The sequence below is a fragment of the Actinomycetospora sp. C-140 genome (assembly GCF_054796175.1).
In genome coordinates, this window is the sequence record NZ_JBTWNF010000004.1 from 22,734 (window position 1) to 48,666 (window position 25,933).

Consider the following 25,933-nt stretch of genomic DNA (forward strand, 5'->3'; position numbering starts at 1 on the left):
ATGTGCTCGCGGGAGCCGGTACCGCCCGAGGTACGCGCGCTGGCGGCGCTGCTGGAGCGACGGTGGTCGCTCTCGGTGCTCTACGCCGCGCACCTCGGTGCGGTCCGGTTCTCCGAGTTCGAGCAGGCCCTCGGCCAGGTGCCGCCCGCGACCCTCGCGGCGCGCCTGGCCGATCTGGAGTCCGCGGGGCTCATCGAGCGCCGCGTGCTCCCCACCCGCCCCCCGCGCACGGAGTACGTGCTCACCGGGGAGGGCGAGCGTCTCGCGCCGATGCTCGAGGCCCTGACGGCCTGCAGCCGCGACCGGCGCCACCGCTGAGCGGTGGCCCCCGCGCCGGTCGCGGCCCGGCCCGTGGACCGGCTCCGACGGCACCCCCCCAGGGCCGCCGGAGCCGTCGGCGGGTGGAGCGCGCGAGCCCCCCGGCCACGCCACCCGCTGCTCGCCCCGACCTACCTCACCGTGTGCACGAGCACCAACGGCACGTCGTCCGGATCCCGGAACACCAGGAAGGCGTACGGCTCCGGATCGACGACGTCGACGACGCCGCCGTGCGCGACGCCGAGGCCGTCCAGCCACCGCGCCCACGAGTCGAGCTGCGCCCGGCTCGCCACCGCGAAGGCGGTGTGGCCCGGCGGCTGCGCACTCCCGGCCGGCTGCAGCTGCACGAGGACCCCCGAGTCCGGGTCGGACAGCAGCACCCCCTCACCGGCACCGTTCGTCGGACACGCCGCCGCGGTGCGCGTCAGGCCGAGGACCCGCTCGTACCAGGCGGCGCTGGTGGCGAGATCGGCGACGGCCGACGCGTAGTGGTGGAACCCGCGGAACTGCGGTCGGGCATCCGTACTCACGTCGGCCTCCTCTCGTCGTACGCACCGTGTCCGCTGTTCACCCTGTCGAGGGACAAGACACCGCGGTACTAGGGAGTTCCCTCGTCCCGTTGCTGACGCCGGGTGATCTCGGCGGCGAGCTGTGTGCGGGACCGGACCCCGAGCTTGCGGAAGATCCTGGTCACGTGCGCCTCCACCGTCTTGCGTGACACGAAGAGCGCCGCGGCCACCTCGACGTTGCTCAGCCCGTCGCCCACCCCGCGGGCCACCTGGAACTCCTGCGGCGTCAGGACGTCGAGAGACGGACCGGGCTCCGGGACCTCCCCGGCCGCCGGACGCTGCCCCGTCGCCGCCAGCTCGGTGCGGGCGCGCTCGGCCCACGGGTGTGCGCCGAGCGCCGCGAACGTCGCCTCGGCCTCGAGCAGCAACGGCCGGGCCGCACCCGGACGCCGCCAGCGCCGCCGCGCCTCGGCGTGCGCGAGCACCGTGCGCGCCCGTTCGAAGGGGGTGTCGGGGCCGTGGGCGCGCAGGGCCGCGGCGAAGGACTCCTCGGCGGCGTCGGGGTCGTCGGCGAGCAGCCCCCGTCCGCGGGCGGCGACCGCCGTGGCGTAGGCCGACCCGGTGTGGCGCGCGAGGTCGTCGACCCAGGCGACGGCCTCCTCGGCGGCGGCGCGCTCGCCCGCGCGCACCGTGGCGTCGACGAGGTCGCCGGCGAGGGGCACGGCCGCGGCGCACCGCGCGCCCTGCTCGTCGGTGACCCGCCGTGCGCGGTCGAGCCGGGCGACGGCGGTCTCGACGTCGCCCGCGGCCAGGGCGCCGGCTCCCGACGCTGCCAGGGTGTAGCCGAGCAGGCTGTCGACGCCGGCCGGCGCCGACGCCCGCAGCGCTTCGTCGGCGTGGGCCCGCGACGCCGCGATCTCGCCGCGGGCCGCCTCGATCCGGGCCTGCATCATCAGCCCGAAGGCCCGGCTGTTCGTCTGGTGCAGCTCCTCGGCCCACGCGACGCACTCGGTGGCGTCGGCGTAGGCGGCCGGCCAGCGCCCGGTCCACCAGTCCAGCTCGGCCCGCACGCCGAGCACGAAGGCGAGCATCAGCGGAGCGCCGCCGTCCCGGGCCGCGGCGGCCAGGGGCTCGACGAGGCGTCGGGCGTCGTCCCGTCGCTCGAGGTAGACCGCGGTCTGCGCCGCGACCGCCAGGCCGGGCGCCTCCCACGGGGAGCGGACGTCGCCGGCCTGGCGCAGCACGGCGTCGAGCCCGGCCCGCGCGTCGTCCGCCCGCCCCACCAGCGCGTGGGTGTGCGCCCCGGTGGCCAGCGTCATGAGGTCGGGCTCGACCCCGCCGACGGCGTCCCGCGCCCGGTCGACCATGGTCTCGGCCTCGGCGAGGCGCGCGGCCATGGTCAGCGGCATGACGGCCTCGCCGTAGAGGCGGACCGCGCGTTCCCTGTCCACGGGGAGCACCGCGTCACCGGCCCGCACCGCCTGCTCGGCGGCGGTGACGGGGTCGAGCCAGGTCAGTGCCCGGGCCCGCAGGGCCTCGGCGTCGGCGGTGGTCAGGACGTCGAGACCCGGCGCGAGGGCCTGGTCGCACCACGCGACGGCCCGCGCGGCATCGCCGGAGAGGACCGCGTCGGTCGCGGCGGCGAGCAGGCGTCCCGCGCGCAGCTCCGGCTCGGCGGTGAAGTCGGCGGCGCGGGCCCACGTCAGGGCGGCGGACCCCAGCGCGGCCCGCTCGCGGGCGCTCTTGGCGGCGTCCGCGAGACGGTCCGCCAGCCCGGGATCGGGTGGCTCCGCGGCCTCGGCGAGGTACCAGACCTCGAGGTCCGGGCCGGCGCGGTGGGCCAGGGCGCGGAGCACCCGGCGGCGCCAGACCACCGGGCTGCGCTCGGCGACCAGCGGACGCAGGAGGGCGTGCCGCAGGCGCAGCTCGTCGCCGTCCCGCGCGACGAGGCCCCGTCGCGCGGCCGGCGTCAGGTCGTCGACGTGCAGGCCGAGATCGGCCAGCACCGGCTCGAGGTCCGCGCGGCGGGTCGTGCGGCTGTGCGCGAGGACGGCGAGGGCGGAGCCCGTCCGCGACGGCAGCGCGTCGAGCGCGGCCGACCACGTGCGCTCGAGCGCCGAGCCGGGCGGCAGCACGGTCGTCCCGTCGGCCTCGGCCAGGAGCTGCGGGCCCGCGGAGCGCGCGATCTCGACGACGGCCAGCGGGTTGCCGCCGCAGCGCTCGACGATCGCCTCGAGCACCCGGGCCGAGGTGCGCACCGGCAGGGTCGCCACCAGCTCGCGGCTCTCCTGGGGCGACAGCGGGCCCAGCTCGACGGTCGGGAGGCGCCACAGCGCGGGGTCCACGGGGACCTCGGAGCGCGCCGCGAGCAGCAGCGTGACCCGCTCGCTCGCGAGACGGCGGGCGAGGAACAGCAGCACCTGCTGGGAGGGACCGTCGATCCACGGGAAGTCGTCGACCACGACGAGCAGCGGTGTCACGTCCGCCGCCGCCGCGAGCAGGCCGAGCGCCCCGGCGCACACGGCGAGCGGGCTCCCGGCCGCCCCGGTGCGCAGCGCCAGCGCCACCTCGAGCGCCGCGCGCTGGGCGCCCGGCAGCACCCCGAGGTGCTCGCGCAGCGGCAGGAGCAGGTCGGCGGCCGCCGCGAACGGCAGCACCGCCTCGCCCTCGACGCCGTCGGTGCGCAGGACCCGGCGTGGTGAGGCGTCGACCACCTCGTCGAGCAGGGTGGACTTCCCGCTGCCCGGCTCGCCGTGCAGGACGAGCACCGCGCCGTCGGGGCGCGCGGGGTCGGCGGCGGCCGCGAGGAGCTCGCGCTCGCGGGTCCGGCCCACCACGGCCACGCGCGCCTCCGGTCGTCGAGCCCTCAACGACTTACATACCAGCTGACCCGCTTTCGGGGCAGGGTGCGGCCGGGTCTCAGGACGCCGACGAGGCCCGGCGGGCCGCGACGGACCACTGGGTGGCGGCGCGCAGGCCGGGGAACGCCGCGTCGACGCGTTCCGCGAGCACGGAGAACGTCGCCCGGTGCCGGTGCTGCTCGCGCAGGCCGAAGGCGAGGGCGACGTGGCCGTCGGCGGCGAGCGTGGCCAGCAGCGCGTCCTCGATCGGGACGGCGGCCGGGTCGTGCTCACCCAGCACGGCGCCGCGCACCCGCGCGCGCAGGGCGTGCACCTCGCCGGGGTCGGACACGGCGACGTCGGTGGTGGGGAACAGGCCCAGCCGCCGACGCCGGGCGAGCGTCGCGGTGCCGTCGGCGGCGAGGGCGTCGCGCACGGCGTGCTCGGCGGTCCACCAGTGGTCGTCGACGACGCCGAACCAGCGGCGCGGGCGGTCCGCGGGCACGGAGTCGAGCACCGCGGCGAGGAACGGGTCGTCGGGCGTCCCGGCCGACGTGCGTGCGGCCCGGCCGTCGCGGTCGCGGAGCAGGCCGCGGTGGACGAGGTCGGCGATCGCCGCGGCGCGCAGGAGCGGTCCCCGGACCAGGACGCTCGCGGCCTCGAGCCGCCCCTTCCCGGTGTCGTAACAGAGCAGGTACATCTGCCGCGGCCACGGCTGCATCACGGTCTCCTCGGCGGTCGGGTGGCTGGCGACCTCCAGCGGACACCGTGCCGCTGCGGCATGGTCAACCGTGGTCCGCGTCACCCGGTCCGGCCGACGGCGCGCGGACGGGGGAGCGCCGCCGGGCAGGTCACTCCATCGCGGCGGCGAGGGCGTCCCCGGTCGGCATCGCGGCGCGGCCGCCGGGCGCGGCGACGCAGAGGGCGGCGGCGACCCCGGCCACGTAGAGCGCGTCCTCGAGCTCCTGCCCCACCGCGAGACCCGCGGTGAGCACGCCGGCGAGGGTGTCGCCGGCCCCGGCGGTGTCCGCGACGGTCGTCTCCGGCGCGGGGAGGCGGCGCACCCGGCCGTCCTCGACCAGGAGCGCGCCCTCCGCGCCGAGCGTCACGATCACCGGGCCGCCGGACCAGGAGTGCAGCGTCGCCGCCCCCGCGGCCACCGAGGCCGGGTTCGCGGCGCGCTCGCCGCCGCCGAGGCGCAGCAGCTCGGTGAGCTCGGCGGCGTTCGGCGTCAGCACCGGGTGGAGGTCGAACAGCCCGACGACGGTGTGGACGACGGGCGCGGGGTCGAGCACGCAGGGCACGCGCAGGCCGGTGGCGGTGCCGACCCCGGCGGCGATCGCGGCGGCCGGGACCTCGCTGCTGACCAGGACGGCGCCCAGCTCGCCCGCGCCGTTCAGCACCGCCCGGACGTGGGGTGCCTCGAGGTGACCGCTCTCGACGACCTGCACGTCGTCGACGACGACGCCCTCGTCCCGGAGCTCGTCGAGGGCCGCGGCGCCGGCGTCGTCCACCGCGCCGACGAGCCGGACCTCGGCGCCGATCCGCGCCGCGGCGACCGCGGCGTCGGCGCCCTTCCCGTCGATCGCTCCGACGACGACCATCGACGGGCCCATGTCATGCCTCCTGGTGACGACGCGGCGTGATCCCGGAGAGCCTGCCCCAGGCGCGGGTCCGCGGCACCACCGGCGCCCCACAACAATGGTTTCGGCGCGCCGAAACCATTCGTGGGTCCGGCCCCACAATTCCTCACCCGTGAGTGCGATCACCGCGGAATGACAATTCCCGCGATCGTCGGATAGGTTCTCGGGCAAGCGAAGGGGAGTAGCTCCCAACATCGCGGTCGACACACTGACGCCTCGCGCGTCCGGCCGCGGCGGCCGCCGGGTCCCGGCGGCGGGCGAGACCTTCGGCGTCGACCCGCAGGGGTCGGGCCGGAGCGCGCCTCGGTCCGATCACGACCGAGAGGAGCGCGACCCGCCGTGACCGGCCTGCTCGCCGCGACCGCCCTGAGCTTCGCCGTCATCTTCGTCGCCGAGCTGGGCGACAAGTCCCAGCTGATGGCCCTGACCTTCGCCACCCGGTTCAAGGCACTGCCGGTGCTGCTCGGCATCGCGGCGGCCACGACCGTCACGCACGCGGTCTCGGTCGGGATCGGCTACCTGCTCGGGGCCGCGATCCCGACCTTCTGGATCTCGCTCGTCGCGGCGGTCGCGTTCCTCGCGTTCGGGCTCTGGACGCTGCGCGGCGACACCCTCACCGAGAACGAGAAGGACAAGGGCAACACCACCTCGCGCTCCGCGTTCGTCGCGGTGGCCGTCGCGTTCTTCCTCGCCGAGCTCGGCGACAAGACCATGCTCGCCACGATCACGCTCGCCGCCCAGCACCCCGGCGCCGGCGGCATCACCGGCGTCTTCGTCGGCTCGACCGTCGGCATGGTCGCCGCCGACGCCCTGGCGATCGTCGTGGGCCGGGTGCTCGGCCGGAACCTCCCCGAGAGGGCCATCCGGATCGGCGCCGCCGTGCTGTTCTTCGCCTTCGGCATCTGGCTCGCGGTCGAGGCGTTCGCCGGCGCCTGATCACTCCGGGCCGGGCGCCCCGCGGAGCCCCAGCTCCTCGTTGTCGAGCTCGGCCTGGACCACCAGCAGGACGGCGTCGTCGATCACGGACTCGTCGCGCAGGTGGAGCAGCAGGCGGCGGCGCTCGTGCAGCAGGGCGATCCGCAGCTCGGTCTCGACCGCGGCGTCCTCGCGGGCGTCGTCCAGCGCGTCCTCGGCGCTGCCGTGGGCGGGGTCGAGGACGTGGCGGCGGTGCTCGTGCTCCGCCCGGACACGCGCGACCAGGCCCTCGGGCATCTCGTGGTCGGCCGCCAGGCGGGGGAGGGCCTCCAGCGCGGCGTCCAGGGTCCGCTTGCGGGCGAGCAGGACCTGCCGGTCGAAGGCCGTGTCGGGCGCGAAGTGCCCGAAGCGGATCACCGCGGGCAGCGTGAGCCCCTGCCCGACCAGCGTCACGAGGATGACGCCGAAGGCGATCACGATGAGCAGGTCGCGGTCGGGGAACGGCGCGCCTGTGGTGGTCGTCAGCGGGACCGCGAGCGCGATGGCGAGCGACACCGCGCCCCGGAAGCCCGACCACGCCAGCGGCAGCCGCCCGCGCGCCCCGATGCGCCGGGCCCGCTGCGACGCGCGACGGTCGAGCAGCCGGATGAGGTACGGGATCGTGAACATCCAGAGCAGCCGCACCACCACGACGACGGCGGCGACGAGCAGTGCGGCCAGCACCGCCGCGCCGAGCGACCGCGACGACACCTCCCGCAGCGCCCGTGGCAGCTGGAGACCGACGAGGACGAACAGCGCGGCGTTGAGCAGGAAGGTCGTGATCTGCCAGAAGGAGTACGACTGCACGCGGGTCCGCGCGCTGATGACGCGCGGGCCGACCCGGCTGATCGCGAGCCCGCTCACGACCACCGCGAGCACCCCCGACGCGTGGATCTCCTCGGCGAGCAGGAACGCGACGAACGGCGTGAGCACGCTGATGACGCTGCCGAGCAGGGCGTCGCGCGCGAGCCGGCGCGCCGTCACCGCCAGCCAGGCCACGAGCGCGCCGACCGCCGTCCCGCCGAGGTAGGACAGCGCGAACGCGCCGAGGGCACCGAGCGGCTCGAACTCCTCGGCGCCCGTGGCCGCGGCGACCGCGACGCCGAACAGCACCAGCGCCGTGCCGTCGTTGACCAGGCTCTCGGCGCGCAGCATCGTCAGCTGCCGGCGGGGCAGGGCGCGGGCCACCGCGGCGACCGCGGTCGCGTCCGTCGGCGCCACGATCGCCCCGAGCACGAACGCGACCGCCCACCCCATCCCGAGCACGTGGTGCGCCGCCGCGGCCACCGCGGCCGCCGTGGCGAGCACGAGGAACACCGACGAGAGCACGAGCGTGCGCAGGTCGTTCCGGATCTCCTGCAGCGACGTCGTCAGCGACTCCCAGTACAGGAGCGCCGGCAGGAACAGCAGCACGACCAGCTCGGGGGGCACCCGCAGCCCCGACGTGACCGGCACGAACGCCAGCACCAGCCCGCCGAGGGTGAGCAGCACCGGCGAGTTCGCGCCGGTCCGCCGCGCGACGACGGAGAGCACGAGGATCACCACGCCGAACAGGACGAGGACGGTCAGTCCCGTGGGGTCGTACACGCCACCGCCTTCCCGCCCGCCGTGTCTCGAGGGTGACGCTAGGGCACTACTCCGGCGGGCCCCAGCCCAGCGCGCCCTGGCGGCGGTGCTCGCGCAGGCGGGTGAGGACGTCCTCGCGCAGCTCCGAGGGCAGGAGCTCCGCGATCTGCTCCCGGCGCAGGGGCAGGTCCAGGAGGCTGAGCTTGACCCGGCTGCGCTGGGCGTGGCGGTGCGGGTCGAGGCGCACGACCTGGGCGGCGTCGGGGTGCAGGCGCGCGGTGGCGACCGCGCCCGGCGGGAACGCGAGCGTCATGACCCCGTCGACGCGCAGGACGGCGTCGGCGACGTGGGTCTGCCGGATCCGCACCGCGTCGCCGGCGGGCAGCACGATGGAGTGCGACAGGCCCGACATCGGGGCCACCGGGGTGAGGGCGAGGACGTCGGCGTTCGGCGAGATCACCGGTCCGCCCGCCGCGTAGTTGTAGGCGGTCGAGCCCGTGGGCGTGGCCAGCACGAGGGCGTCGCACCGGTAGTAGCCGAACTGCGTGCCCTCGACCTCGAGGTCCAGCTCGACCGAGCCGCCCGGCACGGCGGCGCCGAGGACGACGTCGTTGAACGCGACGACCGTCGCGCCGTCGTGGTCGATCTCGACGCAGCTGTGCTCCTCGACCTCGTAGCGGTGCTCGGCGAGGCGGTCCAGGGCCGGCCCGATCTCGGCCGGCACGACCTCGACGAGGAAGCCGACGTTGCCGTGGTTGACGCCGAGCACCGGCACCGGGCGGTCGACGGTCAGCCGCATCGCGCCGAGCATCGTGCCGTCCCCACCCAGGCTGACCAGCGCGTCGACGCGGTCCAGGAAGTCGGGCTCGGGCAGCACCTCGACGCCCGGCGGCACCCGCGCGGCCTCCGACGCGCGCGCCACCACCGTCACCGCGTGCCGTTCGCCCCAGGCGAGGAGCTCACGCAGCGAGTGGTCCACCGGCTTCGTCGGGTGGACCACGACGCCGACGCACGCGAACCGAGGTCGCACCATGACGTCGATCGTGCCGAAACGGGACGCCGCCCGCGATCTCCGGGCCTGCGGGGGCGGGCGGCGACGCCACTCGGCGGGTGACGGGCGCCCGCACGAGGGCCACAGTGAACGTCATGGCCGGACACGTGATCGTCGGGGCGTCGCTCGCGGGGGCGTCCGCCGCAGGGACGCTGCGCGAGGAGGGGTACGACGGCGCGGTGGTCCTCCTCGGCGCCGAGCGGACCGTGCCCTACGAGCGGCCCCCGCTGTCGAAGGAGTACCTCCTGGGCAGCAAGGAGCTCGAGGCGGCCTACGTCCACCCGCCCGAGTGGTACGCCGAGCACGACATCGACCTGCGCCTCGGCGCCGAGGTGGTGGGCATCGACCGCGAGCAGGGGACGGTCCGCCTCGCGGACGGCGAGGTCGTCGGCTACGAGCGCCTGCTGCTGACCACCGGGGCCTCGCCGCGCCGGCTCCCGGTCGAGGGGACCGACCTCGACGGGGTGCACACGATGCGGACCGCGGACGACGCGGTGACGCTGCGCGGGCTGCTCGCGGGCGGCGGGCGGCGCCTGGTGGTGATCGGCTCGGGGTGGATCGGCCTCGAGGTCGCCGCCGCGGGCCGCACCCACGGCGACGAGGTCGTCGTGGTCGAGCAGGAGGACACCCCGCTGAAGGCCGCTCTCGGCGCCGAGCTGGGGGCGGCGTTCGGGGCGCTGCACCGCGAGCACGGCGTCGACCTGCGCCTGTCCTCCGGTGTCCGGCGGATCACCGGCACCGGCGGTCACGTCACGGGCGTGGAGCTGGCGGACGGGAGCACGGTGCCCGCCGACGACGTCCTCGTCGCGATCGGGGCGGCGCCGAACGTCGACCTCGCCCGGGCCGCCGGCCTGGCGGTGGACGACGGGATCCGGGTCGACGCGGCGCTGCGCACCGCCGACCCGCGCGTCTTCGCCGCGGGTGACGTGGCGTCGGCCGACCACCCGCTGGCCGGGATCCCGGTGCGCACGGAGCACTGGGCGAACGCCCTCAACGGCGGCCCGGCGGCCGCGCGGTCGATGCTCGGCCAGGACGTCTCGTACGACCGGCTGCCGTACTTCTTCACCGACCAGTACGACCTCGGCATGGAGTACTCGGGCTTCGGCGCGCTCGCCGGGGACGCCCGCCTGGTCTACCGCGGCGACCGCGACGGGCGGGAGTTCGTGGTGTTCTGGGTCGACGGGGCCGGCCGCGTCGTGGCGGGCATGAACGTCAACGTCTGGGACCAGACCGACGCCATCCAGACGCTCGTGCGCCGCTCGTTCACCACGCCCGTGGACGTCGACCGGCTCGCCGACCCGGCGGTGCCCCTCGCCGAGCTCTGACCCGGCCCGGTAGACAGGAGCCCTGCGGGCCGGAGGGGGTGTCGTGTGACGGCGGTGTCGGAGCCGCGGAGCTACGAGTTCTCGACCGAGGACCCGGATCTCGCCTACGAGATGATCTGCTCCCGCTACACGGACAGCACCATCCGGGTCTCCGGGCACCGGGAGCAGTTCCGGTTGCGCGTGCGGGGCACCGACACCGACCTGTTCACCCTCGAGCGGATGCGGCAGACGGTCGCGTTCCACACCAGCACGTCCCCGAGCGGCGCGCTGTTCGTGGCCCGGGCGAACGAGGGCCGCTGCGAGGTGGCGACCCCGGAACGCGCGGTGCGCTTCGGCGCCGGGGAGACGGTGCTGATCGACCCGGAGCGGCCCCTCGAGGTGCTCCTCGACGACGTCGACTACGACGTCGTGCGGCTCGACCTCGCCGCGACCGTGCAGCTGGCGGCCGACGCGTCGGGGCTGGACGCCGCGGACGTCCGGTTCCGGCTGTCCCGGCCGGTGTCGGACGGGCGCGCGCGGCACTGGCGGGCGGTGACCGAGCACGTGCGTCGCGAGGTGCTCGGCAACGACGAGATCGCCGCCAGCCCGCTCGCGCGCGCCGAGGCGTTCCGCCTCCTGGCGACGGCCTTGATCCACACCTTCCCCAACACGGCGCTGGAGGCCCTCGAGGACCCGGCCCACCCCGGCCCCGGGGTCGGGGAGCCCGCCGTGGTGCGCCGGGCGATCGAGTACATCGAGGGCCACGCCGGGGAGCCGATCGACGTCGGCGACATCGCGGCCGCGGCCGGCATCGGTCCGCGCGGGCTGCAGCACGCCTTCCGGCGCCACCGCGACACGACCCCGCGGGACCAGCTCCGCACGACCCGCCTCGACCGCGCCCACCGCGACCTCCAGGACGGCGACCCCGCGCAGGGCGACACCGTCTCGGGCATCGCCCACCGCTGGGGCTTCACCCACCTCGGGCGCTTCACCGCGGCCTACCGCGACCGCTTCGGGGTCGCGCCGAGCGAGACCCTGCGCCGCTGAGCGCGTCGTCCTTGGTCGCTACGCGAGATCACGAGTACGGTTCGCGACAGGCGGTCCCGCGCGGCGGCTCGTTCGCTCGGGGGAGCGGGCGGAGTGGTCTCGCGCACATCGGGCTCTCCGCAGGTGGGTCCAACCGCGCGGCCCTCTCCGTCACCCGGAGCCACCGCTCCCGGCCGCACCTCCCCCCGGTGCGGGCGCCCGGTGGCTCCGGGTCCGTCTTCTCCCTCGGGCGGCGAGGTGGTGTGGGCGTGGACGCCGAGTCGTGCGACGGGTACGTCGTCGTGGTGGTGCGCCGGGAGACCGGCGAGGCGGACTGCTACGGCCCCTTCGACGAGGTCGCCGACGCCGCCGAGTTCGTCATGCGCGCCCGCGAGGAGTCCGCCGCGCCGGAGTTCGACGACGTCGACGTCGACGTGCTGCGCTGGCACCGCATGGACCTCGGGGACTGACGCTGCTCCGACCGGCCTCGGTGCGTGATTTCCGCTGCTGTAGCAGCGAGGATCGCTCCCATGCTGCTGAGCGGGGTGGACCACATCGCCGTGCTGACCCACGACCCGGCGCGGATGGGGGCGTTCTACGAGGCCGTGTTCGACGCCGAGATCGGGCCGACCCGGCCGCACGGCCAGCAGGGCGAGGAGACGATGACGGTGATGCGGATCGGCCCGCACACCGAGCTCAACGTCTTCACCGTCCCGAGCAGCGACGGCGCGGACCGCCAGACCCCGATGTGGCACCGGGGCCGGCTCGACCACTTCGGCCTGCACGCGGGGTCGTACGCCGCGTTCGCGACGATCCGCGAGCGGCTGATCGACGAGGGCGCCTCGGACGGCACCGTCAACGACTTCGGCGGGGCCTTCAGCATGTTCTTCCGCGACCCCGACGGGCTCGAGGGCGAGGTGCTGGTGCCCAAGGCCGCCGACGGGTCGCACCCCGTGCGGGGGAGCGGGTGACCGCGGTCCTCCTCCTCTCGGGGAGCACGCGGGTCGGCTCGACCAACACCGCCGCGCTGCGCACGCTCGCCGCCCTGGAGCCCGACCGCACCCGCCTCCACACCGAGCTCGCCGCGCTCCCGGCGTTCGACCCGGACCTCGACGCGGACCCGCTGCCGCCGCCCGTGGCGCGGCTGCGCGCGGCGCTCGGCGAGGCCGCCGCGGTGCTCGTCTGCACCCCCGAGTACGCGGGCGCCCTGCCCGGCGCGTTCAAGAACCTGCTCGACTGGACCGTCGGCGGCCACGAGATGCCCGGGCTGCCGGTCGGCTGGGTGAACGTGTCGTCGATCGCCGCGCCCACCGGCGGCCGCGGCGCCCACGACGAGCTGCGCACGGTGCTCGGCTACGTGCAGGCGCGCGTGGTGGACGACGCGTGCCGGCGCCACCCGCTCTCCCGCGGCGACGTCGGTGCCGACGGCCTGGTCGCGGACCCGGCGACGCACGCGGTGCTCCGCGAGGTGCTGGCGGCGCTGCTCAGCGCTGGCCGGGCCTGAGCTCGACGAACAGCGCCGAGGCCTCGGCGCAGAGCCGGTCGCCCTCGGAGAGCGTGCCCCGCAGGTAGCGCTTCCGGCCCTCCGCGCGCTCGAACCACGCCTCGACCCGCAGATCGGTGTCGATCGGGGCGACCGAGCGGTAGTCGACGTGCAGGGAGGCGGTGCGCGAGCGGGGACGCCCGCCGGAGATGTCGAGACGGCCGAGGACGTCGTCGAACAGGTAGGGGATGGCCCCGCCGTGCACGACGCCGTTGCTGCCGAGGAAGTGCGCCCCGAAGCGGACGTGCCCGGACACGCGGTCGTCGCCGATCTCGTCGATGTGCAGCGGCGGCGCGCCGAGCGCGCCCCGCCCGGGGGCGGCGAGCAGGCGCCCCGAGAACCGTTCGGTCTCCTCGACCGCGCAGTCGGCCAGGGCGGCGTGGATCTCGGCGATCGCCTTGGTGGTGCGCGTGACGAGCTCGCCGTCCGGGGCGGCGGCCGCGACGCGGTCGAGGAGCTCCCGGAGCTCGTCGATCATGTCCGTGTAGCCCTCGGGAACCGGCTGTCCCGACCAGGTCTCCCGGTCGGGGGTGCGCGGGTCGGTGCGGGACAGCGGGGCGGAGAGCCCGTTCTCCGGCGCGTCGCCCACGTCTGCTCCTGACTCCCGGCGTCTGGTCCACCCTCACCGTGGTCCAGACCCGGCCGCCGCGCACACCGGCGTGGACATCGTCACGTCCCGCGGGCTACCACCCCAGCTCGCCGTCATCCTCGGCGAAGACGCCCGTCGGGCCGTCCGGCCCGATCGTGGCCAGGCGGACCACGGTCGCCGCGCTGACCTCGACCGGGCGGCCGAGCGGGTTGGCCACGCCCCCGAGCTCGGTCGCGGTGTAGCCGGGCTCGATGGCGTTGATCTTCACGTCGGGCTCGGCCCGCGCGTACTGGACGGTGAGCATCGAGACGGCCGCCTTGCTCGCGCCGTAGACGATCGCCTCCACGTGTGAGGCCGGCCGGTCGGGGTCGTGGTTGGCGGTGAACGAGCCGAGCGCGCTCGAGACGTTGACGACGACCGGGTTCGCCGAGCGGCGCAGCAGCGGCAGCGCCGCCTCGGTGACGCGCACGATGCCGACGGCGTTGGTGTCGAACACCTGCAGCGCCTCCGGACCGTTGCGGGCGAGCAGCGCGATGCCGGCGTTGTTCACCAGCACGTCGAGCCCGCCGTCGGCCTCGACGGCCTTCAGCACGGCGGCGACCGAGGCGTCGTCGGTGACGTCGAGGGGGACCGAGCGCGCGCCGATCCCCGTGGCGACGGCGCGGCCACGGTCGGCGTCCCGCGCGCCGATGTAGACGGTGTGCCCGGCGGCGACGAGCTGGCGGGCGGTCTCGAGACCGAGGCCGCGGGTGGCCCCGGTGATCAGTGTCGTGGTCATGGTCCGAGCGTGCGCCGCGCCGCGGGGCCCAGGCAGCCGTCCCGTGGTCGTAGGACTGCCAGGGCCAGGACGACACCCGCCCCGGCGCCCACACTGGACGCCGTGGAGACGTGGGAGTTCGGCCGCACGGTGCGCCGCTGGCGTGACCGGGTCGCGCCGCAGGCGGTGGGCTTGCCCGTCGGCGGCCGCCGCCGCGCGGCGGGGCTGCGCCGCGAGGAGCTCGCCGGCCTCGCCGGGATCTCCGCCGACTACCTCACGCGGCTCGAGCAGGGCCGCGCGACGTCGCCGTCGGCGCAGGTCGTCGAGGCGCTCGCCCGTGCGCTGCGCGTGTCCGACGCCGAACGCGACCTGCTCCACCAGCTCGCCGGGCACGCCGCCCCGGGCCACGACGTCGTCCCGACCCGCATCACCCGCAGCGTCGCCCGCCTGCTCGACCGCCTCGCGAACACCCCGGTCGCCGTCTACGACGCCACGTGGACGCTGCTCGTCGCCAACGCGCCCTGGGACGCGCTGCTCGGCGACACCAGCGGCCGGCGCGGGTTCGAGCGCAACGCCGTCTGGCGCAACCTCGTCGGCGCCGGGTCCCGGGTGGTCCACACCGCCGAGGAGCTCGCCGAGCTCCAGGCGGGCCAGGTCGCCGACCTGCGGCTCACGGCGTCCCGCTATCCCGCCGACCGGACGCTGCGGGCGCTCGTCGCGGAGCTCACGGCCCGCAGCGAGCGCTTCGCCGAGCTGTGGGAGTCGGGCGCGCCGGTGCCGTCGCGGGAGCCGTCGAAGCGCAAGGTCGTCGACCACCCGGCGGTCGGGCGGATCGCGCTCGACTGCGACACGCTGGTCGTCGCCACCGACGACGTGCGGATCATGGTCTACACCGCCGAGCCGGGCACCGAGGACGCCGAGCGCCTCGCGCTCGCGGTCGTCCTCGGTACCCAGACCCTGGTCGACGGCTGAGGACGATCAGGCGTTGCGGTAGGCGCCGGCCTTGATGTCCTCGAGCAGGCCCGGGCCGGTCGGGGTCCAGCCGAACGTCTCCCGGGTCCAGTGGCTGGACGCCGCCAGGTCCAGGGAGAAGAACCGCCCGATGAACCCGTAGTGGTCGACGGCGTCCTCGGGCGCCACGGACGTCACCGGGACGCCGAGGGCGTCGCCGATGGCCTGGGCGATCTCGCGGGTCGGGATCGCCTCCTCGGCCACGGCGTGCAGGCGCGTGCCGGCCGGCGCCTGCTCGAGCCCGAGCCGCACGAGCCGCGCGGCGTCGGAGCGGTGCACGGCCGACCAGCGCGCGGAGCCGTCGCCGACGTACGCGGAGACACCGTGGCGCCGGGCGGCCGCCGTGATCAGGGCGATGAAGCCGTGGTCGCCGTCGCCGTGGGTGGTCGGGGCGAACCGGGCGGCCACGGCGCGCACGCCCCGGTCCACGGAGGAGAACGCGAGGTTCTCCGTGCCGCCGCGCGGGGCGTCGGGCCCGATCCCACGCGACGGGTCGGCCTCGGTGGACGGGCGGCCGACGGCGAGCCCGGCGACCCCGGAGGCGACCACCAGCGGCCGGTCGGTGCCGACGAGCGCGTCGCCGAGGGTCTCGACGGCCGCCCGCTCGGCGCGGTCGGACTCCTTCGGGTTCGCCCAGTCGTGCTTGTTCGCGAGGTGGACGACGCCCTCCGCGTCGCCGGCACCGCGGCGCAGGGCCTCGAGGTCGTCGAGGTCGCCGCGCAGGACCGCGGCCCCCTTGGCCTCGAGGGACGACGCCGAACCCTCGGAGCGGGCGAGGCCGACGACCTCGTGTCCCGCGGCGAGCAGCTCGTCGACGGTGGCGGAGCCGATCCAACCGCTGGCTCCGGTGACGAAAACACGCATCGTGCGTGGCCTCCTCTGCCCTCCCGGGCGTCATGTCAGCTGCTGACATCACTGTAGACCCTCATGTCAGTCGCTGTCATCGCCTAGGATGGCCGGCATGGTGCGGTGGCAGCCCGGGGCACGCGAGCGGCTGCAGGCGGCCGCCCTCGAGCGCTTCTCGGCGCAGGGCTTCGAGGGCACGACGGTCGCCGAGATCGCCGCGACCGCCGGGCTGACCGAGCGGACGTTCTTCCGCTACTTCACCGACAAGCGCGAGGTGCTCTTCGCCGGCCAGGAGGAGTTCGAGAGCCTCTTCACCGACGGCATCGACCGGGCGCCGGAGGCCGACCCGATGGGTCTGGTCGCCGCGGCGCTCGAGGGCACCGCGACGTTCTTCGCCGAGGAGCGGCGGCCGTTCTCGCGGGCCCGTCAGGTCGTCATCGACGCGGACCCGGGGCTGCGGGAGCGCGAGCTGCTCAAGCTGTCCGGCCTCGCCGCCGCGATGACGCGCGGCCTGGAGCGCCGCGGCGTCGACCCGATCCCGGCGGCCCTGGCCGCGGAGAGCGGCGTGGCCGTGTTCCGGGTGGCCTTCGCGACGTGGATCGCCGCGGGGGAGGAGCGCACGCTGCCCGAGATCCAGCGCGCGGTGCTCGCGGAGCTGCGGACCGTCGTGGACGGTCAGCCCGTCGGCTGACGCCCGCCGGTCAGTCCTGCGCGTCGCGCAGCGCCAGCACCACCCGCATGACGTGCTCGACGGCCGTCTCGAACGCCGCGCCCCGCAGCTCGCCGCGGTCGGCCAGGTTCTGGGCCGCGAACCCGAGCATCCGCTCCGGGCCGAGGCGCCGCACCAGCAGGGCGGCGATCTCCTCGAGGTCGAGACCGGGGTGGTCGAGGCGCGTCAGGGCGAACTCGACGATCAGCTCCTCGTCGGTCACGGCGGCCTCCCTCCCGCGGGCCCATCATGCGCCGTCGGCGACCGAGGGGACCGGTTCGAGGCCGACGTCACCCGCATGCTTCGGCGAAGTCCTCGACCAGACCGTTGAACACCGCCGGGAGCTCGAGGTTGGTGAGGTGCCCGGTGCGGGGGAGGACCGCGAGGCCGGCGTCCGGCAGCGTCGCGGCGAGCATGAGGTTCGCGTCGAGCGCGTCGCGGTCGCTGTCCCCGACGACGAGCAGGGCCGGCACCCGCAGGCCCGCGAGCTCGTCGCGCAGGTCGTAGAGCGAGGGGCGCGCGGCCTGGACCCCGCGCATCGTCAGCGCCGCGCCCGTCGGGTCGTGCTCGGCGAGGATCCGCAGGTGCTCGGCGTGCCCCTCCGGATCCCGCCGGCGCATCGGCTGCCGGGCGGGACGGTTCCCGTAGTCGGCGGCGACCGCGGCGCTGCCGTCGCGTTCGTAGGCGTCGGCGAGGGCGAGCGCGTCCGCGCGGAAGGCCGCGGCGTGGTCGGGGTGGGCGCCGTAGCCGCAGCCGGCGACGACGATCCCGTGGCAGCGCTCGGGGTGGCGCAGCCCGAGGTGCAGAGTCGCGAAGCCGCCCATCGAGTTGCCGACGACGAGGGCCCGCGCGATGCCGAGGGCGTCGAGGACGGCCACGGCGTCGGCGACCGCGTGGTCCTGCGAGTAGGCCGCGGGATCGGTCGGCACCGCCGAGGGCGGGTAGCCCCGCGCGTCGTAGGTGACGCAGCGCCGGTGCGCCGCGAAGTGCGCGACCTGCGGCGCCCAGGAGCGGTGGTCGCCGCCGAACTCGTGGACGAAGAGGATCGGCGTCCCGCTCTCCGGTCCGTGCACCTGCACCGCGAGCTCGACGCCGTCCGGGCTGGTGACGATCACGGGGCCTCCTTGAGGACGGTTCGCTGGACCTTGCCCATGGCGTTGCGGGGGAGCGCGTCGAGGAAGCGCACGGACTTCGGCACCTTGTACGGCACGAGGTGGTCGCGGGCCGCGGCCAGCAGCGCGTCCGGGTCGGGTGCGGGGGAGCCGGGGACGACGAACGCGGTGACCTCCTCGCCCCAGCGCGCGCTGGGCACCCCGGCCACCGCGACCTCGGCCACCCCCGGTTGCCCGGCGAGCACCGCCTCCACCTCCCCGGGCACGACGTTGTACCCGCCGGTGATGATCAGCTCCTTGAGCCGCCCGACGATCGTCATGCGGCCCTCGGCGTCGAGCCGGCCGAGGTCGCCGGTGCGGAACCAGCCGTCGGACCGGAAGGCCTCGGGGGCGACGCCGCGCCAGTAGGCGTCGATGACCTGCGGGCCGCGCAGCTCGATCTCGTCCTGGTCGCCGAGCCGCAGCTCGATCCCCGGCAGCGGGAAGCCGACGGTGCCCGCGACCCGGGGACCGTCGTAGGGGTTGGAGACGTCCAGGCCGCTCTCGGTGAGCCCGTAGCGCTCGAGGGGGACCTGGCCGAGGTGCTCGGCGAGCCGATCCGCGACCGGCGACGGCAGCGGCGCCGACCCCGACACCGCGAGCCGAAGCCGGCCCATGGCGGCGAGTACGGGCGGGCGCTCCAGCAGCCGGTGCCACATCGCGGGGACGCCGAAGAAGACGGTGGTGTCGGGGTGGACCGGCGCGTCCGGGTCGAAGCGCGACCCGAGCCGGGCGGTGGTGCCGGCGATCAGCGTCATGTGCAGGCCGCCGAGGCCATGCTGGTGGAACAGGGGCAGGGCGTGGCTCAGCACCTCCCCGTCGTGCCACCGCCACGCGCGCATGGCGGCGCGGGCCGAGGCCAGGAGGTTCGCGTGCGTGATCGGCACGCCCTTGGGCGCGCCGGTGGTGCCCGAGGTGAAGGCGAGCACCGCGACGTCGCCGTTCCCGGGACGCTCGACGGTCTCCACGGGCCGGCGCGGGCGCTCGGCGGCCAGGGCGGACAGCGTCGCGTCGTCCAGCACCAGACGGGCGCCCGCGGCGTCGACGACCGCCCGCAGCGCCGCCGGCGGCTGGGCGGGATCGACCGGGACCACGGCCGCCCCGAGACGCTGCACCGCGAGGTACGCGGTCACGAACCGCGTCGAGGCCGGGGCGGCGAGCACGACGGTGTCCGCCGGTCCGACGCCACGCTCGGCGAGCAGACCCGCGGCCGCGGCGACGGCGGCGTCGAGCTGCGCGTGGGTGAGCGCGTCCCCGTCGACGGCCACCGCGACCCGCTCGGGGTGCGCGGCCGCCGACGCGGCGGCGACGGCGGGCAGGGTGCCGGCGGCGAGGTCGGCCCGCAGGCTCCCGGGGACCGGTGCGCCGAGGTGCCGGGCCCACGGGTCACGCGTCACGGCGACCCGCCGCTGCCTCCTCCACCGCGTCCACGATCCCCACGTACCCCGTGCAGCGGCAGATGTTCCCGGCCATCTCCGCGCGGATGCGCGCGCGGTCGGGCGACGGCTCGGTGTCCAGCAGGTGGGCGGCGGTCATGAGCATCCCGGGCGTGCAGGCGCCGCACTGCAGGCCGTGGCAGCGGGAGAACGCCTCCTGCAGCGGGTGCAGGGTGCCGTCGTCGGCCGCCAGCCCCTCGACGGTCTGCACCACGGCCCCGTCGGCCTGCACGGCGAACATCAGGCACGCGCGGGCCGGGAGGCCGTCGACGATCACCGTGCACGCGCCGCACACCCCGTGCTCGCAGCCCAGGTGCGTGCCGGTGAGGCCGAGGTCCTCGCGCAGGGCGTCGGCGAGCGTGCGGCGCGGCTCGACGTCGACGCGGTGCCGCTCGCCGTTGACGGTCAGGACGATCTTCACGCGGCCTCCGGGGTGCGGTGCCCGGCGAGCCGCGCCAGCGCTCGCGCGGTCATCTGCTCGGTGAGCGCGCGCCGGTACCCGGCGCTGCCGTGCAGGTCGGACGGGGGGTCGACGTCGTCGGCGGCGGCCGCGGCGAGGATCGCGACGCGGTCGGCGGAGAGCTCGCCGTCGCAGGTCGCGAGGTCGCCGGGATCGACGAGGTGGGGCACGCCGGACACCCCGCCGACCACCACCCGCAGCCGGTGACCGAAGCGGGCGGCGGCGACCGAGACGATCGCGAAGTCCCCGTGGCGGCGCGCGAACTCGGCGAAGCCCCACGCGTCGGGCACGGGCAGCTCGACCTCGGTGATCATCTCGGTCTCGTCGAGCGAGCTCTGGAGCGCGCCCACGAAGAGGTCGTCGGCACCGAGACGTCGCGCCCCGCCGGGCCCGGCGACCTGCACGGCGCCGTCGCACGCCCGCAGCACCGCGGGGAGCTCCGCCGACGGGTCGGCGTGGGCGAGGCTCCCGGCCAGCGTGCCCCGGCTGCGGATGGCGGTGTGCCCGATCCAGCGCGCGGCCTCGGCGGCCAGCGCGTGCCTGGTCTGCGCGGCGAGGTCCAGGTGCCGCACGAGGGCGCCCGCGCGGAGGACACCGTCGCACACGACGAGGCCGTCCAGCCCGGGGACGTGGTTGACGTCCACGAGCACGGCGGGGCGCGCCAGGCGCAGCGCGAGCAGCGGCACCAGGCTCTGCCCGCCGGCGAGGATCTTCCCGTCGCCGTCGGCGGCTCCCAGGGCGGCGACGGCGTCCGCGACGTCCGTGGCGCGGTGGTAGTCGAACGGCGGGCACTTCACGGCGACACCAGCTCCCAGACGCGTGCCGGCGTCACGGGCAGGTCGTCGACCTCGACCCCGAGCGCGTCGAGCAGCGCCCCGGCGACCACCGCGTTCGGCGCGAGCGTGCCGCCCTCGCCCACGCCGCGGACCCCGGTGGGGTTGGCGCCCTCGGTGCAGACGTGCCCGAGGCGCAGCTCGGGGATCTCGCCGGACGTCGGCATGAGGTAGTCGAGCAGGGTGCCGGTCGACAGGTTGCCGTCCGCGTCGTAGACGAGGTGCTCGTACATCGCGCCGCCGATCCCCTGCGCGATCGACCCGGCCACCTGCCCCGCCACGATCACGGGGTGCATGATCCGCCCGGCGTCCTCGACGCACACCCAGTCGAGGATGCCGATCTCGCCGGTCGCGGGGTCGAACTCCAGCGCGGCGATCTGGACGCCCGCGGCGAACGCGCCGCGGATCGGGTCGTAGAACTCCGTGGACTCCAGCCCGGGCGCGAAGCCCTCGGGCAGGCGGTCGGAGCGCAGGTAGGCGACCTCGGCGACCTCGGCCAGCGCGATGACCGGCTTCTCCTGCCCGCGGACGTGCACCTGCCCGGCGCGCAGGTCGAGGTCGGACACGTCGACCTCGCACAGCGCCCCGGCCAGCGCCAGGGCCTTCGCCCGGACGTCCGCGCCGGCCAGGTGCGCGGCGCCGCCGCCGATGACGGCCTGCCGCGACGAGAACGCCCCGAAGCCCCACAGCGAGGAGTCGGTGTCGCCGATCCGGACGTCGACCGCGTCGTAGTCGACGCCCAGCGCGTCGGCGACGACCTGGGCCATCGTGGTCTCGAGGCCCTGGCCCTGGGACGTGACGCCGGAGAACACGGTGACCGCCCCGTCGGGGTTGACGCGCACCGTGCAGGCGTCGTGGCCGGTGCGGAACGGCATCCGCGGCCCGGCCGACGCGGCGCGCCCCAGGCCGGTCAGCTCGTTGTAGATCCCGATGCCGATCCCGAGCGGGCGCCCGCCGACCTTGCGGCGCCGGCCCTGCTCGGCCCGCCACCGCTCCACGTCGAAGGTCGTGACGGCCTGGTCGAGGCACGCCTCGTAGGCGCCGGAGTCGTCGACCAGGCGTGACGGCATCCGGTAGGGGATGTCCGTGGAGAGGATGAGGTTGCGCCGGCGCAGCGCGATCGGGTCCATGTCCAGCGCCCGGGCGCCGGAGTCCAGCAGTGCCTCCATCGCGAACACCGTGGCCGGGCGCGCCACACCGCGGTACGGGCCCGAGGGGCTGGTGTTGGTGGTGACGCCGCGGACGGTGCACGCGTAGTGCGCGAGCTTGTAGGGGCCGGTCAGCAGGCCGCCGGCCATGAGCGGCTCGATCCCCGCGGTCCACGGGTAGACGGAGTAGGCGCCGACGTTGCACCACACGTCGGCCCGCACGGCGAGCAGCTCGCCGTCCGCGGCGAACCCGGCCCGCAGCACGTAGCGGTGGTCGCGGGCGTGGGTGGCGGCGAGGAGGTGCTCGACACGGTCCTCGACCCACTTGAGCGGGACGCCGGGCGTCGCCATCGCCATGAGGCACAGCGCGACGTCCTCGGGGTAGAGCACGGCCTTGACGCCGAAGCCGCCGCCGACGTCCGGGGCGATCACGCGGATGTTGCCCTCGGGCAGGTCGAGCAGCTCGGCGAGCTGGGTGCGCACGAGGTGGGGCACCTGGGTGCCCGACCAGAACGTCAGCCGGCGGTCGGCGGTCTCGTAGCGCGCGACGCCGGCGCGGCACTCGATGGGGTTGCCGCCGTGCCGGTTGGTGGTCAGGTCACGGTCGACGACCACGTGCGCGCCGGCGAGGGCCTCGTCGACGTCGCCGGCGGTGAACGTCCGCGAGAGCAGCAGGTTGTCGGGCGCCTGCTCGTGGACGGGGTCGGTGACGCCGGTGTCCCACGCGCAGACCGTCGGGGTCAGGGGCTCGTAGTCCACGACCACGGCCTCGGCGCCGTCCTCGGCGAGGTAGCGGTCGTCGGCGACCACCGCGGCGACGGCCTCCCCGGCGAAGCGCACCTTGTCGCGGGCGAGCGGGGGCTGGTCGGTCTCGACGTAGCCGGGCAGCGCCGAGAGCGCGCGCAGCGCGACCGACGCGAGTGCCGGGTGCTCCCCGGTGAACACCGCGGTGACGCCGTCGACCGCGAGCGCCCCGTCGGTGTCGATCCCCGTGATGCGCCCGTGCGCCACGGGGCTGCGCACGAACGCGACGTGGCGCATCCGGGGCAGCGCGAGGTCGGAGACGTAGCGCCCGCGTCCGGTGAGCAGGCGCGCGTCCTCCTTGCGGCGCACGGGGGTGCCGCTGGCCGGTCGGTGCTCACCGGTCATGGCATCGCGAACCCGCCGTTGACGGACACCACCTGGCCCGTGGTCCACGACGAGCACGGCGAGGCCAGCAGCAGGATCGTCGGCGTCACGTCCTCGGGGCGCCCGAGGCGGCGGAGCGGGTAGAGCGCGGTGATCTTCTTGAGACGCTCGTCGTCGGTGCCGCCCGCGTGGTCGGAGAACCGGTCGGTCTGCACCAGACCGATGGAGACGGCGTTGGCGCGGATGCTGTGGCGGGCGAGCTCCTTGGCCAGCGACTTCGTCAGCCCGAGCGTCGACGAGCGGGCCGTCGCGGTGACCGTCAGGCCGGACTCGCCCACCCGCCCGGAGTCGCCCATGAGCGAGACGATCGCGCCGCCGCCGTGCTCGGCCATCCGCCGCGCCACGGCGTGGGAGATCCGGACGGTGCCCGTCACGGTCACGTCGATCTCGGCGGCGAACTCGGACGCCGAGCGCTCGAGGAAGCGGCCCCGGCTCGTCACCGCGGCGTTGTTCACCAGCACCCCGATCGGCCCGAGCCCGGACTCGACGGTCTCGATCGCGCGGGCGACCGCGTCGTCGTCGCGGGTGTCGACGGCCACCGCGAGCGCCTTGACCCCCGACGCCCGCGCGGCCTCGGCGGCCTCCTCGGCACCCGCCGACGAGGTGTTGTAGCCGAACGCGACCTGGGCGCCCTCGGCGGCGAAGGCCTCGCCGATGGCGCGGCCGAGGCCCTGTCCGGCCCCCGTGACGAGCACGGTGGTGCCGGCGAGCTGCAGATCCATGGGGCTCCTGTCCTCAGATCGCGACGAACCGTCGCCGGGCGCCGAAGGTGACGATGCGGCCGAAGGCGAGGCCGGGGAAGTGGGCGGCCGCGACGGCGTCCTCGGTGTCGACGACCTCGTCGGCGAGCCGGTTCCGGACGGCCTGCGCGGCGTCTGGGTCGACGTCGAACGTGGCCTGCCAGTCGGGCTCGGCGAGCTCGACCACCGAGTGCGCGACGTCGCCGATCAGCAGGGCGCGCCGCCCGCGGCTGGACACGACGTAGGTGGTCGAGCCCGGTGTGTGCCCCGGCGTCGGGCGGGCGTCCACGCCGGGCGCGACGGTGTGCGCGGCGTCGAAGGTCTCGAGGCGGTCGCGCAGCGGCGCGAGCTTGCGCACCGCGCCCGGGTCGGCGTCGGGGGCGTCGACGAAGTGCGCCCAGTCGGCCGCGTGGACGCGGTGGGTGGCGTGCGGGAACACCACCTCGCCCTTGCTCGTGGCCCAGCCGACGTGGTCGAAGTGCAGGTGGGTGAAGACGACGTCGGTCACCTGGTCCGGGGTGACGCCGAGGCGGGCCAGGGCGTCGATCATCCCCCCGCCCCGGTAGCGGTCGTTGTGGATGCGGCCGACGCCGGCGTCGACGAGGACCAGCCGGTCGGCCGTGCGCACCAGGAACCCGCCGAGGGTCAGCGCGAGGTCGCCGTGGGCGTCGAGCTGCTCGGGATGGCAGGCCCAGCGGTCGGCGCCCGGCGCGGACAGGACCTCGCGGGCGTTCTCGCGTCCGGAGCCGTCGACGACGGGGAGGATCTCGAGGTCGCCGACCCTCACGCCGGGGTCCTGTCGTCGGTGAGCAGGCGGGCCAGCTCGAAGCGCCGGATCTTCCCGGAGCCCGTGCGCGGGACGGCGTCGATCGCGTGGAACGCGACCGGGACCTTGAACCAGGCCAGGCGTTCCCGGCAGTACGCCGCGACCGCGTCCGGGTCCGGCGCGCCCACGACGAACGCCACCGGTTCCTCGCCGAGGTCGGGGTGCGCCCGGCCGACGACCGCGGCGTCGGCGACCCCGGGCGCGGCGAGCAGGACGCTCTCGATCTCGGCCGGGTAGATGTTCTCGCCGCCTCGGATGATCATCTCCTTGGTGCGGCCGCTGATGGTGAGATAGCCGTTCTCGTCCGCCCGGGCCAGGTCGCCGGTGCGGTACCAGCCGTCGACGAGCACGCCCGCGGTCTGTTCCGGCCTGCCCCAGTAGCCGCGCATGACGTTCGGGCCCCGCACCCACAGCTCGCCCTCGCCGCCGGGCGGGGCGTCGGTGCCGGTGGCGGGGTCGACGAGCCGCACCGCGAGGCCCGGCAGCGGGAGCCCGCACGAGCCGGCGGGCCGCGCCCCGTGCGGCCAGTTCATCGTGACCATCGTCGAGGTCTCGGTGATCCCGTAGCCGTCGAGCAACGGGACGTCGAAGGCACGCTCGAAGGCCCGGTCCACGGTCGCGGGCAGGATCGCGCCCGCGGAGATCGCGAGCCGCAGACGGTGCCGCGGGGCGCGGTCGCCGGCGGCCTGCACGAGGTACGAGAATCCGGTCGGGACGCCGGGCAGGAGGGTGACGCGCTGGTCGCCGCCCAGGAGCTCGAGGATCCGGCCGGGGGAGAAGCGCGGCAGGATGCGCTCGCCCGCGCCGGTCGCCACGACGCCGAGCACGCAGAGGTCCAGGGCGTAGGAGTGGAACAGCGGCAGCGCCGAGAGCACGACGTCGTCGGGGCCGAGGCCGACGATCGGGGCCCAGCAGGCCGCGACCACCCAGAGGCAGCTGCGCAGGGTCAGCTCCACGCCCTTGGGGCGCCCGGTCGTGCCGGAGGTGTAGAGCATGAACGCCGTCGCGTCGAGGTCGGCGGGGTCGGGCGCGGCGACGTCGGGCTCGGTCGCGATCAGGCGGGCGTACGACCCGTCGCCGGAGGGATCGCCCACCACGATCGTCGCGACGTCCGGGCCGACCAGCCCGGCGTGCGCGGTGTCGGTGACGACGACGCGGGCGCCGCTGTCGTCGAGCATGTACGCGATCTCCGCGGGTGCGGCGTCCGGGTTGAGGCACACCGCCACCCCGCCGGCGCGCGGGATCGCGAGGTAGGTCTCGACGGTCTCGACGGCGTTGCCCATCACCATCGCGACGCGGTCGCCGGGGCCGACACCGAGGGCGGCGAGGTGCCCGGCGAGCCGGCGGGTGGTGGTCGCGAGCTCGGCCCAGGTGACGGTGCGGACGTCGTCGGCGAACGCGACCGCCCCGGGCCGCTCGGCGGCGTGGCCGTCGAGCAGCTCGTGGACGGGCCGGATCACCTCGGTACGCAGCATCGCGCCTCCC

Annotated in this window: 27 protein-coding genes; 9 read left to right on the forward strand and 18 right to left on the reverse strand. The window is 75.9% G+C overall.

Annotation, left to right across the window (positions count from 1 at the left end):
* Positions 1 to 318 carry a winged helix-turn-helix transcriptional regulator gene (locus ACR9E3_RS08010; RefSeq protein WP_460379698.1) on the forward strand — a complete coding sequence of 106 codons (318 nt, stop codon included), beginning with the start codon at positions 1 to 3 and terminating at the stop codon, positions 316 to 318.
* Positions 319 to 449: 131 nt separating this feature from the next.
* Here ACR9E3_RS08010 and ACR9E3_RS08015 read toward each other — a convergent pair whose 3' ends face one another.
* The 4 genes from ACR9E3_RS08015 to ACR9E3_RS08030 form a co-directional block, all read right to left on the reverse strand.
* Positions 450 to 848: a VOC family protein gene (locus ACR9E3_RS08015; RefSeq protein ID WP_460379699.1), complete on the reverse strand. Its 399-nt coding sequence runs from the start codon at positions 846 to 848 to the stop codon at positions 450 to 452.
* A 68-nt stretch (positions 849 to 916) separates the two neighbouring features.
* The gene (locus tag ACR9E3_RS08020) at positions 917 to 3,670 is read right to left on the reverse strand and encodes a helix-turn-helix transcriptional regulator (protein WP_460379700.1); all 2,754 of its coding nucleotides are present in this window, start codon (positions 3,668 to 3,670) and stop codon (positions 917 to 919) included.
* 76 nt (positions 3,671 to 3,746) lie between these two features.
* Positions 3,747 to 4,388, reverse strand: a complete 642-nt coding sequence (locus ACR9E3_RS08025) for a GOLPH3/VPS74 family protein (protein WP_460379701.1) — start codon at positions 4,386 to 4,388, stop codon at positions 3,747 to 3,749.
* Positions 4,389 to 4,518: 130 nt separating this feature from the next.
* A complete protein-coding gene (locus ACR9E3_RS08030) occupies positions 4,519 to 5,283 on the reverse strand; it encodes a PfkB family carbohydrate kinase (protein ID WP_460379702.1) in 765 nt (254 codons plus the stop codon).
* 366 nt (positions 5,284 to 5,649) lie between these two features.
* Between ACR9E3_RS08030 and ACR9E3_RS08035 the strand changes: the two genes are divergently transcribed.
* Complete coding sequence (locus tag ACR9E3_RS08035; protein ID WP_460379703.1) at positions 5,650 to 6,246, forward strand: TMEM165/GDT1 family protein; 597 nt, start codon at positions 5,650 to 5,652, stop codon at positions 6,244 to 6,246.
* Here the strand turns inward: ACR9E3_RS08035 and ACR9E3_RS08040 are convergent, their stop codons facing one another.
* Both ACR9E3_RS08040 and ACR9E3_RS08045 read right to left on the reverse strand, forming a co-directional pair.
* Entirely contained in the window at positions 6,247 to 7,851 is a 1,605-nt protein-coding gene (locus ACR9E3_RS08040) for a Na+/H+ antiporter (protein ID WP_460379704.1), read from the reverse strand. It lies immediately after the preceding gene.
* Between the two features lie 46 nt (positions 7,852 to 7,897).
* Positions 7,898 to 8,863: an NAD(+)/NADH kinase gene (locus tag ACR9E3_RS08045; RefSeq protein ID WP_460379705.1), complete on the reverse strand. Its 966-nt coding sequence runs from the start codon at positions 8,861 to 8,863 to the stop codon at positions 7,898 to 7,900.
* A 113-nt stretch (positions 8,864 to 8,976) separates the two neighbouring features.
* Between ACR9E3_RS08045 and ACR9E3_RS08050 the strand changes: the two genes are divergently transcribed.
* The 5 genes from ACR9E3_RS08050 (at position 8,977) to ACR9E3_RS08070 (ending at position 12,715) form a co-directional block, all read left to right on the forward strand.
* Entirely contained in the window at positions 8,977 to 10,206 is a 1,230-nt protein-coding gene (locus ACR9E3_RS08050; protein ID WP_460379706.1) for an NAD(P)/FAD-dependent oxidoreductase, read from the forward strand.
* Between the two features lie 45 nt (positions 10,207 to 10,251).
* The gene (locus ACR9E3_RS08055) at positions 10,252 to 11,232 is read left to right on the forward strand and encodes a helix-turn-helix transcriptional regulator (RefSeq protein WP_460379707.1); all 981 of its coding nucleotides are present in this window, start codon (positions 10,252 to 10,254) and stop codon (positions 11,230 to 11,232) included.
* A 248-nt stretch (positions 11,233 to 11,480) separates the two neighbouring features.
* On the forward strand, positions 11,481 to 11,681 hold the full coding sequence (locus ACR9E3_RS08060) for a hypothetical protein (protein WP_460379708.1): 201 nt from the start codon (positions 11,481 to 11,483) through the stop codon (positions 11,679 to 11,681).
* A 60-nt stretch (positions 11,682 to 11,741) separates the two neighbouring features.
* Positions 11,742 to 12,182 carry a VOC family protein gene (locus ACR9E3_RS08065; RefSeq protein WP_460379709.1) on the forward strand — a complete coding sequence of 147 codons (441 nt, stop codon included), beginning with the start codon at positions 11,742 to 11,744 and terminating at the stop codon, positions 12,180 to 12,182.
* Complete coding sequence (locus tag ACR9E3_RS08070; RefSeq protein WP_460379710.1) at positions 12,179 to 12,715, forward strand: NADPH-dependent FMN reductase; 537 nt, start codon at positions 12,179 to 12,181, stop codon at positions 12,713 to 12,715. Before ACR9E3_RS08065 ends, ACR9E3_RS08070 begins: the two co-directional genes overlap by 4 nt.
* Here the strand turns inward: ACR9E3_RS08070 and ACR9E3_RS08075 are convergent.
* Together ACR9E3_RS08075 and ACR9E3_RS08080 are read right to left on the reverse strand one after the other, a co-directional pair.
* Positions 12,696 to 13,343 (reverse strand): PaaI family thioesterase, encoded by a 648-nt coding sequence (locus tag ACR9E3_RS08075; protein ID WP_460379711.1) that lies wholly within the window; start codon positions 13,341 to 13,343, stop codon positions 12,696 to 12,698. The genes ACR9E3_RS08070 and ACR9E3_RS08075 overlap by 20 nt on opposite strands.
* Positions 13,344 to 13,437: 94 nt before the next feature.
* The gene (locus ACR9E3_RS08080; protein ID WP_460379712.1) at positions 13,438 to 14,121 is read right to left on the reverse strand and encodes an SDR family NAD(P)-dependent oxidoreductase; all 684 of its coding nucleotides are present in this window, start codon (positions 14,119 to 14,121) and stop codon (positions 13,438 to 13,440) included.
* 102 nt (positions 14,122 to 14,223) lie between these two features.
* Here ACR9E3_RS08080 and ACR9E3_RS08085 point away from each other — a divergent pair, with 102 nt between their 5' ends.
* Complete coding sequence (locus tag ACR9E3_RS08085) at positions 14,224 to 15,072, forward strand: helix-turn-helix transcriptional regulator (protein ID WP_460379713.1); 849 nt, start codon at positions 14,224 to 14,226, stop codon at positions 15,070 to 15,072.
* 6 nt (positions 15,073 to 15,078) lie between these two features.
* Here ACR9E3_RS08085 and ACR9E3_RS08090 read toward each other — a convergent pair whose 3' ends face one another.
* Positions 15,079 to 15,975, reverse strand: coding sequence for an SDR family oxidoreductase (locus ACR9E3_RS08090; RefSeq protein ID WP_460379714.1), 897 nt, complete (start codon positions 15,973 to 15,975; stop codon positions 15,079 to 15,081).
* Between the two features lie 97 nt (positions 15,976 to 16,072).
* Here ACR9E3_RS08090 and ACR9E3_RS08095 point away from each other — a divergent pair, with 97 nt between their 5' ends.
* Complete coding sequence (locus ACR9E3_RS08095) at positions 16,073 to 16,648, forward strand: TetR/AcrR family transcriptional regulator (RefSeq protein ID WP_460379715.1); 576 nt, start codon at positions 16,073 to 16,075, stop codon at positions 16,646 to 16,648.
* A 10-nt stretch (positions 16,649 to 16,658) separates the two neighbouring features.
* Here the strand turns inward: ACR9E3_RS08095 and ACR9E3_RS08100 are convergent, their stop codons facing one another.
* The 9 genes from ACR9E3_RS08100 to ACR9E3_RS08140 all read right to left on the reverse strand — a co-directional run bounded on the left by ACR9E3_RS08100 (position 16,659) and on the right by ACR9E3_RS08140 (position 25,923).
* On the reverse strand, positions 16,659 to 16,889 hold the full coding sequence (locus ACR9E3_RS08100; protein ID WP_460379716.1) for a hypothetical protein: 231 nt from the start codon (positions 16,887 to 16,889) through the stop codon (positions 16,659 to 16,661).
* A 67-nt stretch (positions 16,890 to 16,956) separates the two neighbouring features.
* Positions 16,957 to 17,781 carry an alpha/beta fold hydrolase gene (locus tag ACR9E3_RS08105; protein ID WP_460379717.1) on the reverse strand — a complete coding sequence of 275 codons (825 nt, stop codon included), beginning with the start codon at positions 17,779 to 17,781 and terminating at the stop codon, positions 16,957 to 16,959.
* Positions 17,778 to 19,214, reverse strand: coding sequence for an AMP-binding protein (locus ACR9E3_RS08110; protein ID WP_460379718.1), 1,437 nt, complete (start codon positions 19,212 to 19,214; stop codon positions 17,778 to 17,780). Before ACR9E3_RS08110 ends, ACR9E3_RS08105 begins: the two co-directional genes overlap by 4 nt.
* A complete protein-coding gene (locus ACR9E3_RS08115; protein WP_460379719.1) occupies positions 19,204 to 19,674 on the reverse strand; it encodes a (2Fe-2S)-binding protein in 471 nt (156 codons plus the stop codon). The genes ACR9E3_RS08110 and ACR9E3_RS08115 overlap by 11 nt, the downstream gene beginning before the upstream one ends.
* Positions 19,671 to 20,510: an FAD binding domain-containing protein gene (locus ACR9E3_RS08120; protein ID WP_460379720.1), complete on the reverse strand. Its 840-nt coding sequence runs from the start codon at positions 20,508 to 20,510 to the stop codon at positions 19,671 to 19,673. The genes ACR9E3_RS08115 and ACR9E3_RS08120 overlap by 4 nt, the downstream gene beginning before the upstream one ends.
* On the reverse strand, positions 20,507 to 22,843 hold the full coding sequence (locus tag ACR9E3_RS08125) for a xanthine dehydrogenase family protein molybdopterin-binding subunit (protein WP_460379721.1): 2,337 nt from the start codon (positions 22,841 to 22,843) through the stop codon (positions 20,507 to 20,509). Before ACR9E3_RS08125 ends, ACR9E3_RS08120 begins: the two co-directional genes overlap by 4 nt.
* Positions 22,840 to 23,604, reverse strand: a complete 765-nt coding sequence (locus tag ACR9E3_RS08130; RefSeq protein WP_460379722.1) for an SDR family NAD(P)-dependent oxidoreductase — start codon at positions 23,602 to 23,604, stop codon at positions 22,840 to 22,842. The genes ACR9E3_RS08125 and ACR9E3_RS08130 overlap by 4 nt, the downstream gene beginning before the upstream one ends.
* Positions 23,605 to 23,617: 13 nt before the next feature.
* Positions 23,618 to 24,409, reverse strand: a complete 792-nt coding sequence (locus tag ACR9E3_RS08135) for an MBL fold metallo-hydrolase (RefSeq protein WP_460379723.1) — start codon at positions 24,407 to 24,409, stop codon at positions 23,618 to 23,620.
* The gene (locus tag ACR9E3_RS08140; protein WP_460379724.1) at positions 24,406 to 25,923 is read right to left on the reverse strand and encodes a class I adenylate-forming enzyme family protein; all 1,518 of its coding nucleotides are present in this window, start codon (positions 25,921 to 25,923) and stop codon (positions 24,406 to 24,408) included. Before ACR9E3_RS08140 ends, ACR9E3_RS08135 begins: the two co-directional genes overlap by 4 nt.
* Positions 25,924 to 25,933 lie beyond the last annotated feature (10 nt).

What these genes read in the sequence shown, in the direction of transcription:
- ACR9E3_RS08010 (WP_460379698.1), top strand. Translation starts at nt 1, where the DNA reads ATGTGCTCGCGGGAGCCGGTACCGCCCGAGGTACGCGCGCTGGCGGCG.
- ACR9E3_RS08025 (WP_460379701.1), bottom strand. Translation starts at nt 4,388, where the DNA reads ATGCAGCCGTGGCCGCGGCAGATGTACCTGCTCTGTTACGACACCGGG.
- ACR9E3_RS08030 (WP_460379702.1), bottom strand. Translation starts at nt 5,283, where the DNA reads ATGGGCCCGTCGATGGTCGTCGTCGGAGCGATCGACGGGAAGGGCGCC.
- ACR9E3_RS08045 (WP_460379705.1), bottom strand. Translation starts at nt 8,863, where the DNA reads ATGGTGCGACCTCGGTTCGCGTGCGTCGGCGTCGTGGTCCACCCGACG.
- ACR9E3_RS08050 (WP_460379706.1), top strand. Translation starts at nt 8,977, where the DNA reads ATGGCCGGACACGTGATCGTCGGGGCGTCGCTCGCGGGGGCGTCCGCC.
- ACR9E3_RS08065 (WP_460379709.1), top strand. Translation starts at nt 11,742, where the DNA reads ATGCTGCTGAGCGGGGTGGACCACATCGCCGTGCTGACCCACGACCCG.
- ACR9E3_RS08080 (WP_460379712.1), bottom strand. Translation starts at nt 14,121, where the DNA reads ATGACCACGACACTGATCACCGGGGCCACCCGCGGCCTCGGTCTCGAG.
- ACR9E3_RS08090 (WP_460379714.1), bottom strand. Translation starts at nt 15,975, where the DNA reads ATGCGTGTTTTCGTCACCGGAGCCAGCGGTTGGATCGGCTCCGCCACC.
- ACR9E3_RS08095 (WP_460379715.1), top strand. Translation starts at nt 16,073, where the DNA reads ATGGTGCGGTGGCAGCCCGGGGCACGCGAGCGGCTGCAGGCGGCCGCC.
- ACR9E3_RS08125 (WP_460379721.1), bottom strand. Translation starts at nt 22,843, where the DNA reads ATGACCGGTGAGCACCGACCGGCCAGCGGCACCCCCGTGCGCCGCAAG.
- ACR9E3_RS08130 (WP_460379722.1), bottom strand. Translation starts at nt 23,604, where the DNA reads ATGGATCTGCAGCTCGCCGGCACCACCGTGCTCGTCACGGGGGCCGGA.
- ACR9E3_RS08140 (WP_460379724.1), bottom strand. Translation starts at nt 25,923, where the DNA reads ATGCTGCGTACCGAGGTGATCCGGCCCGTCCACGAGCTGCTCGACGGC.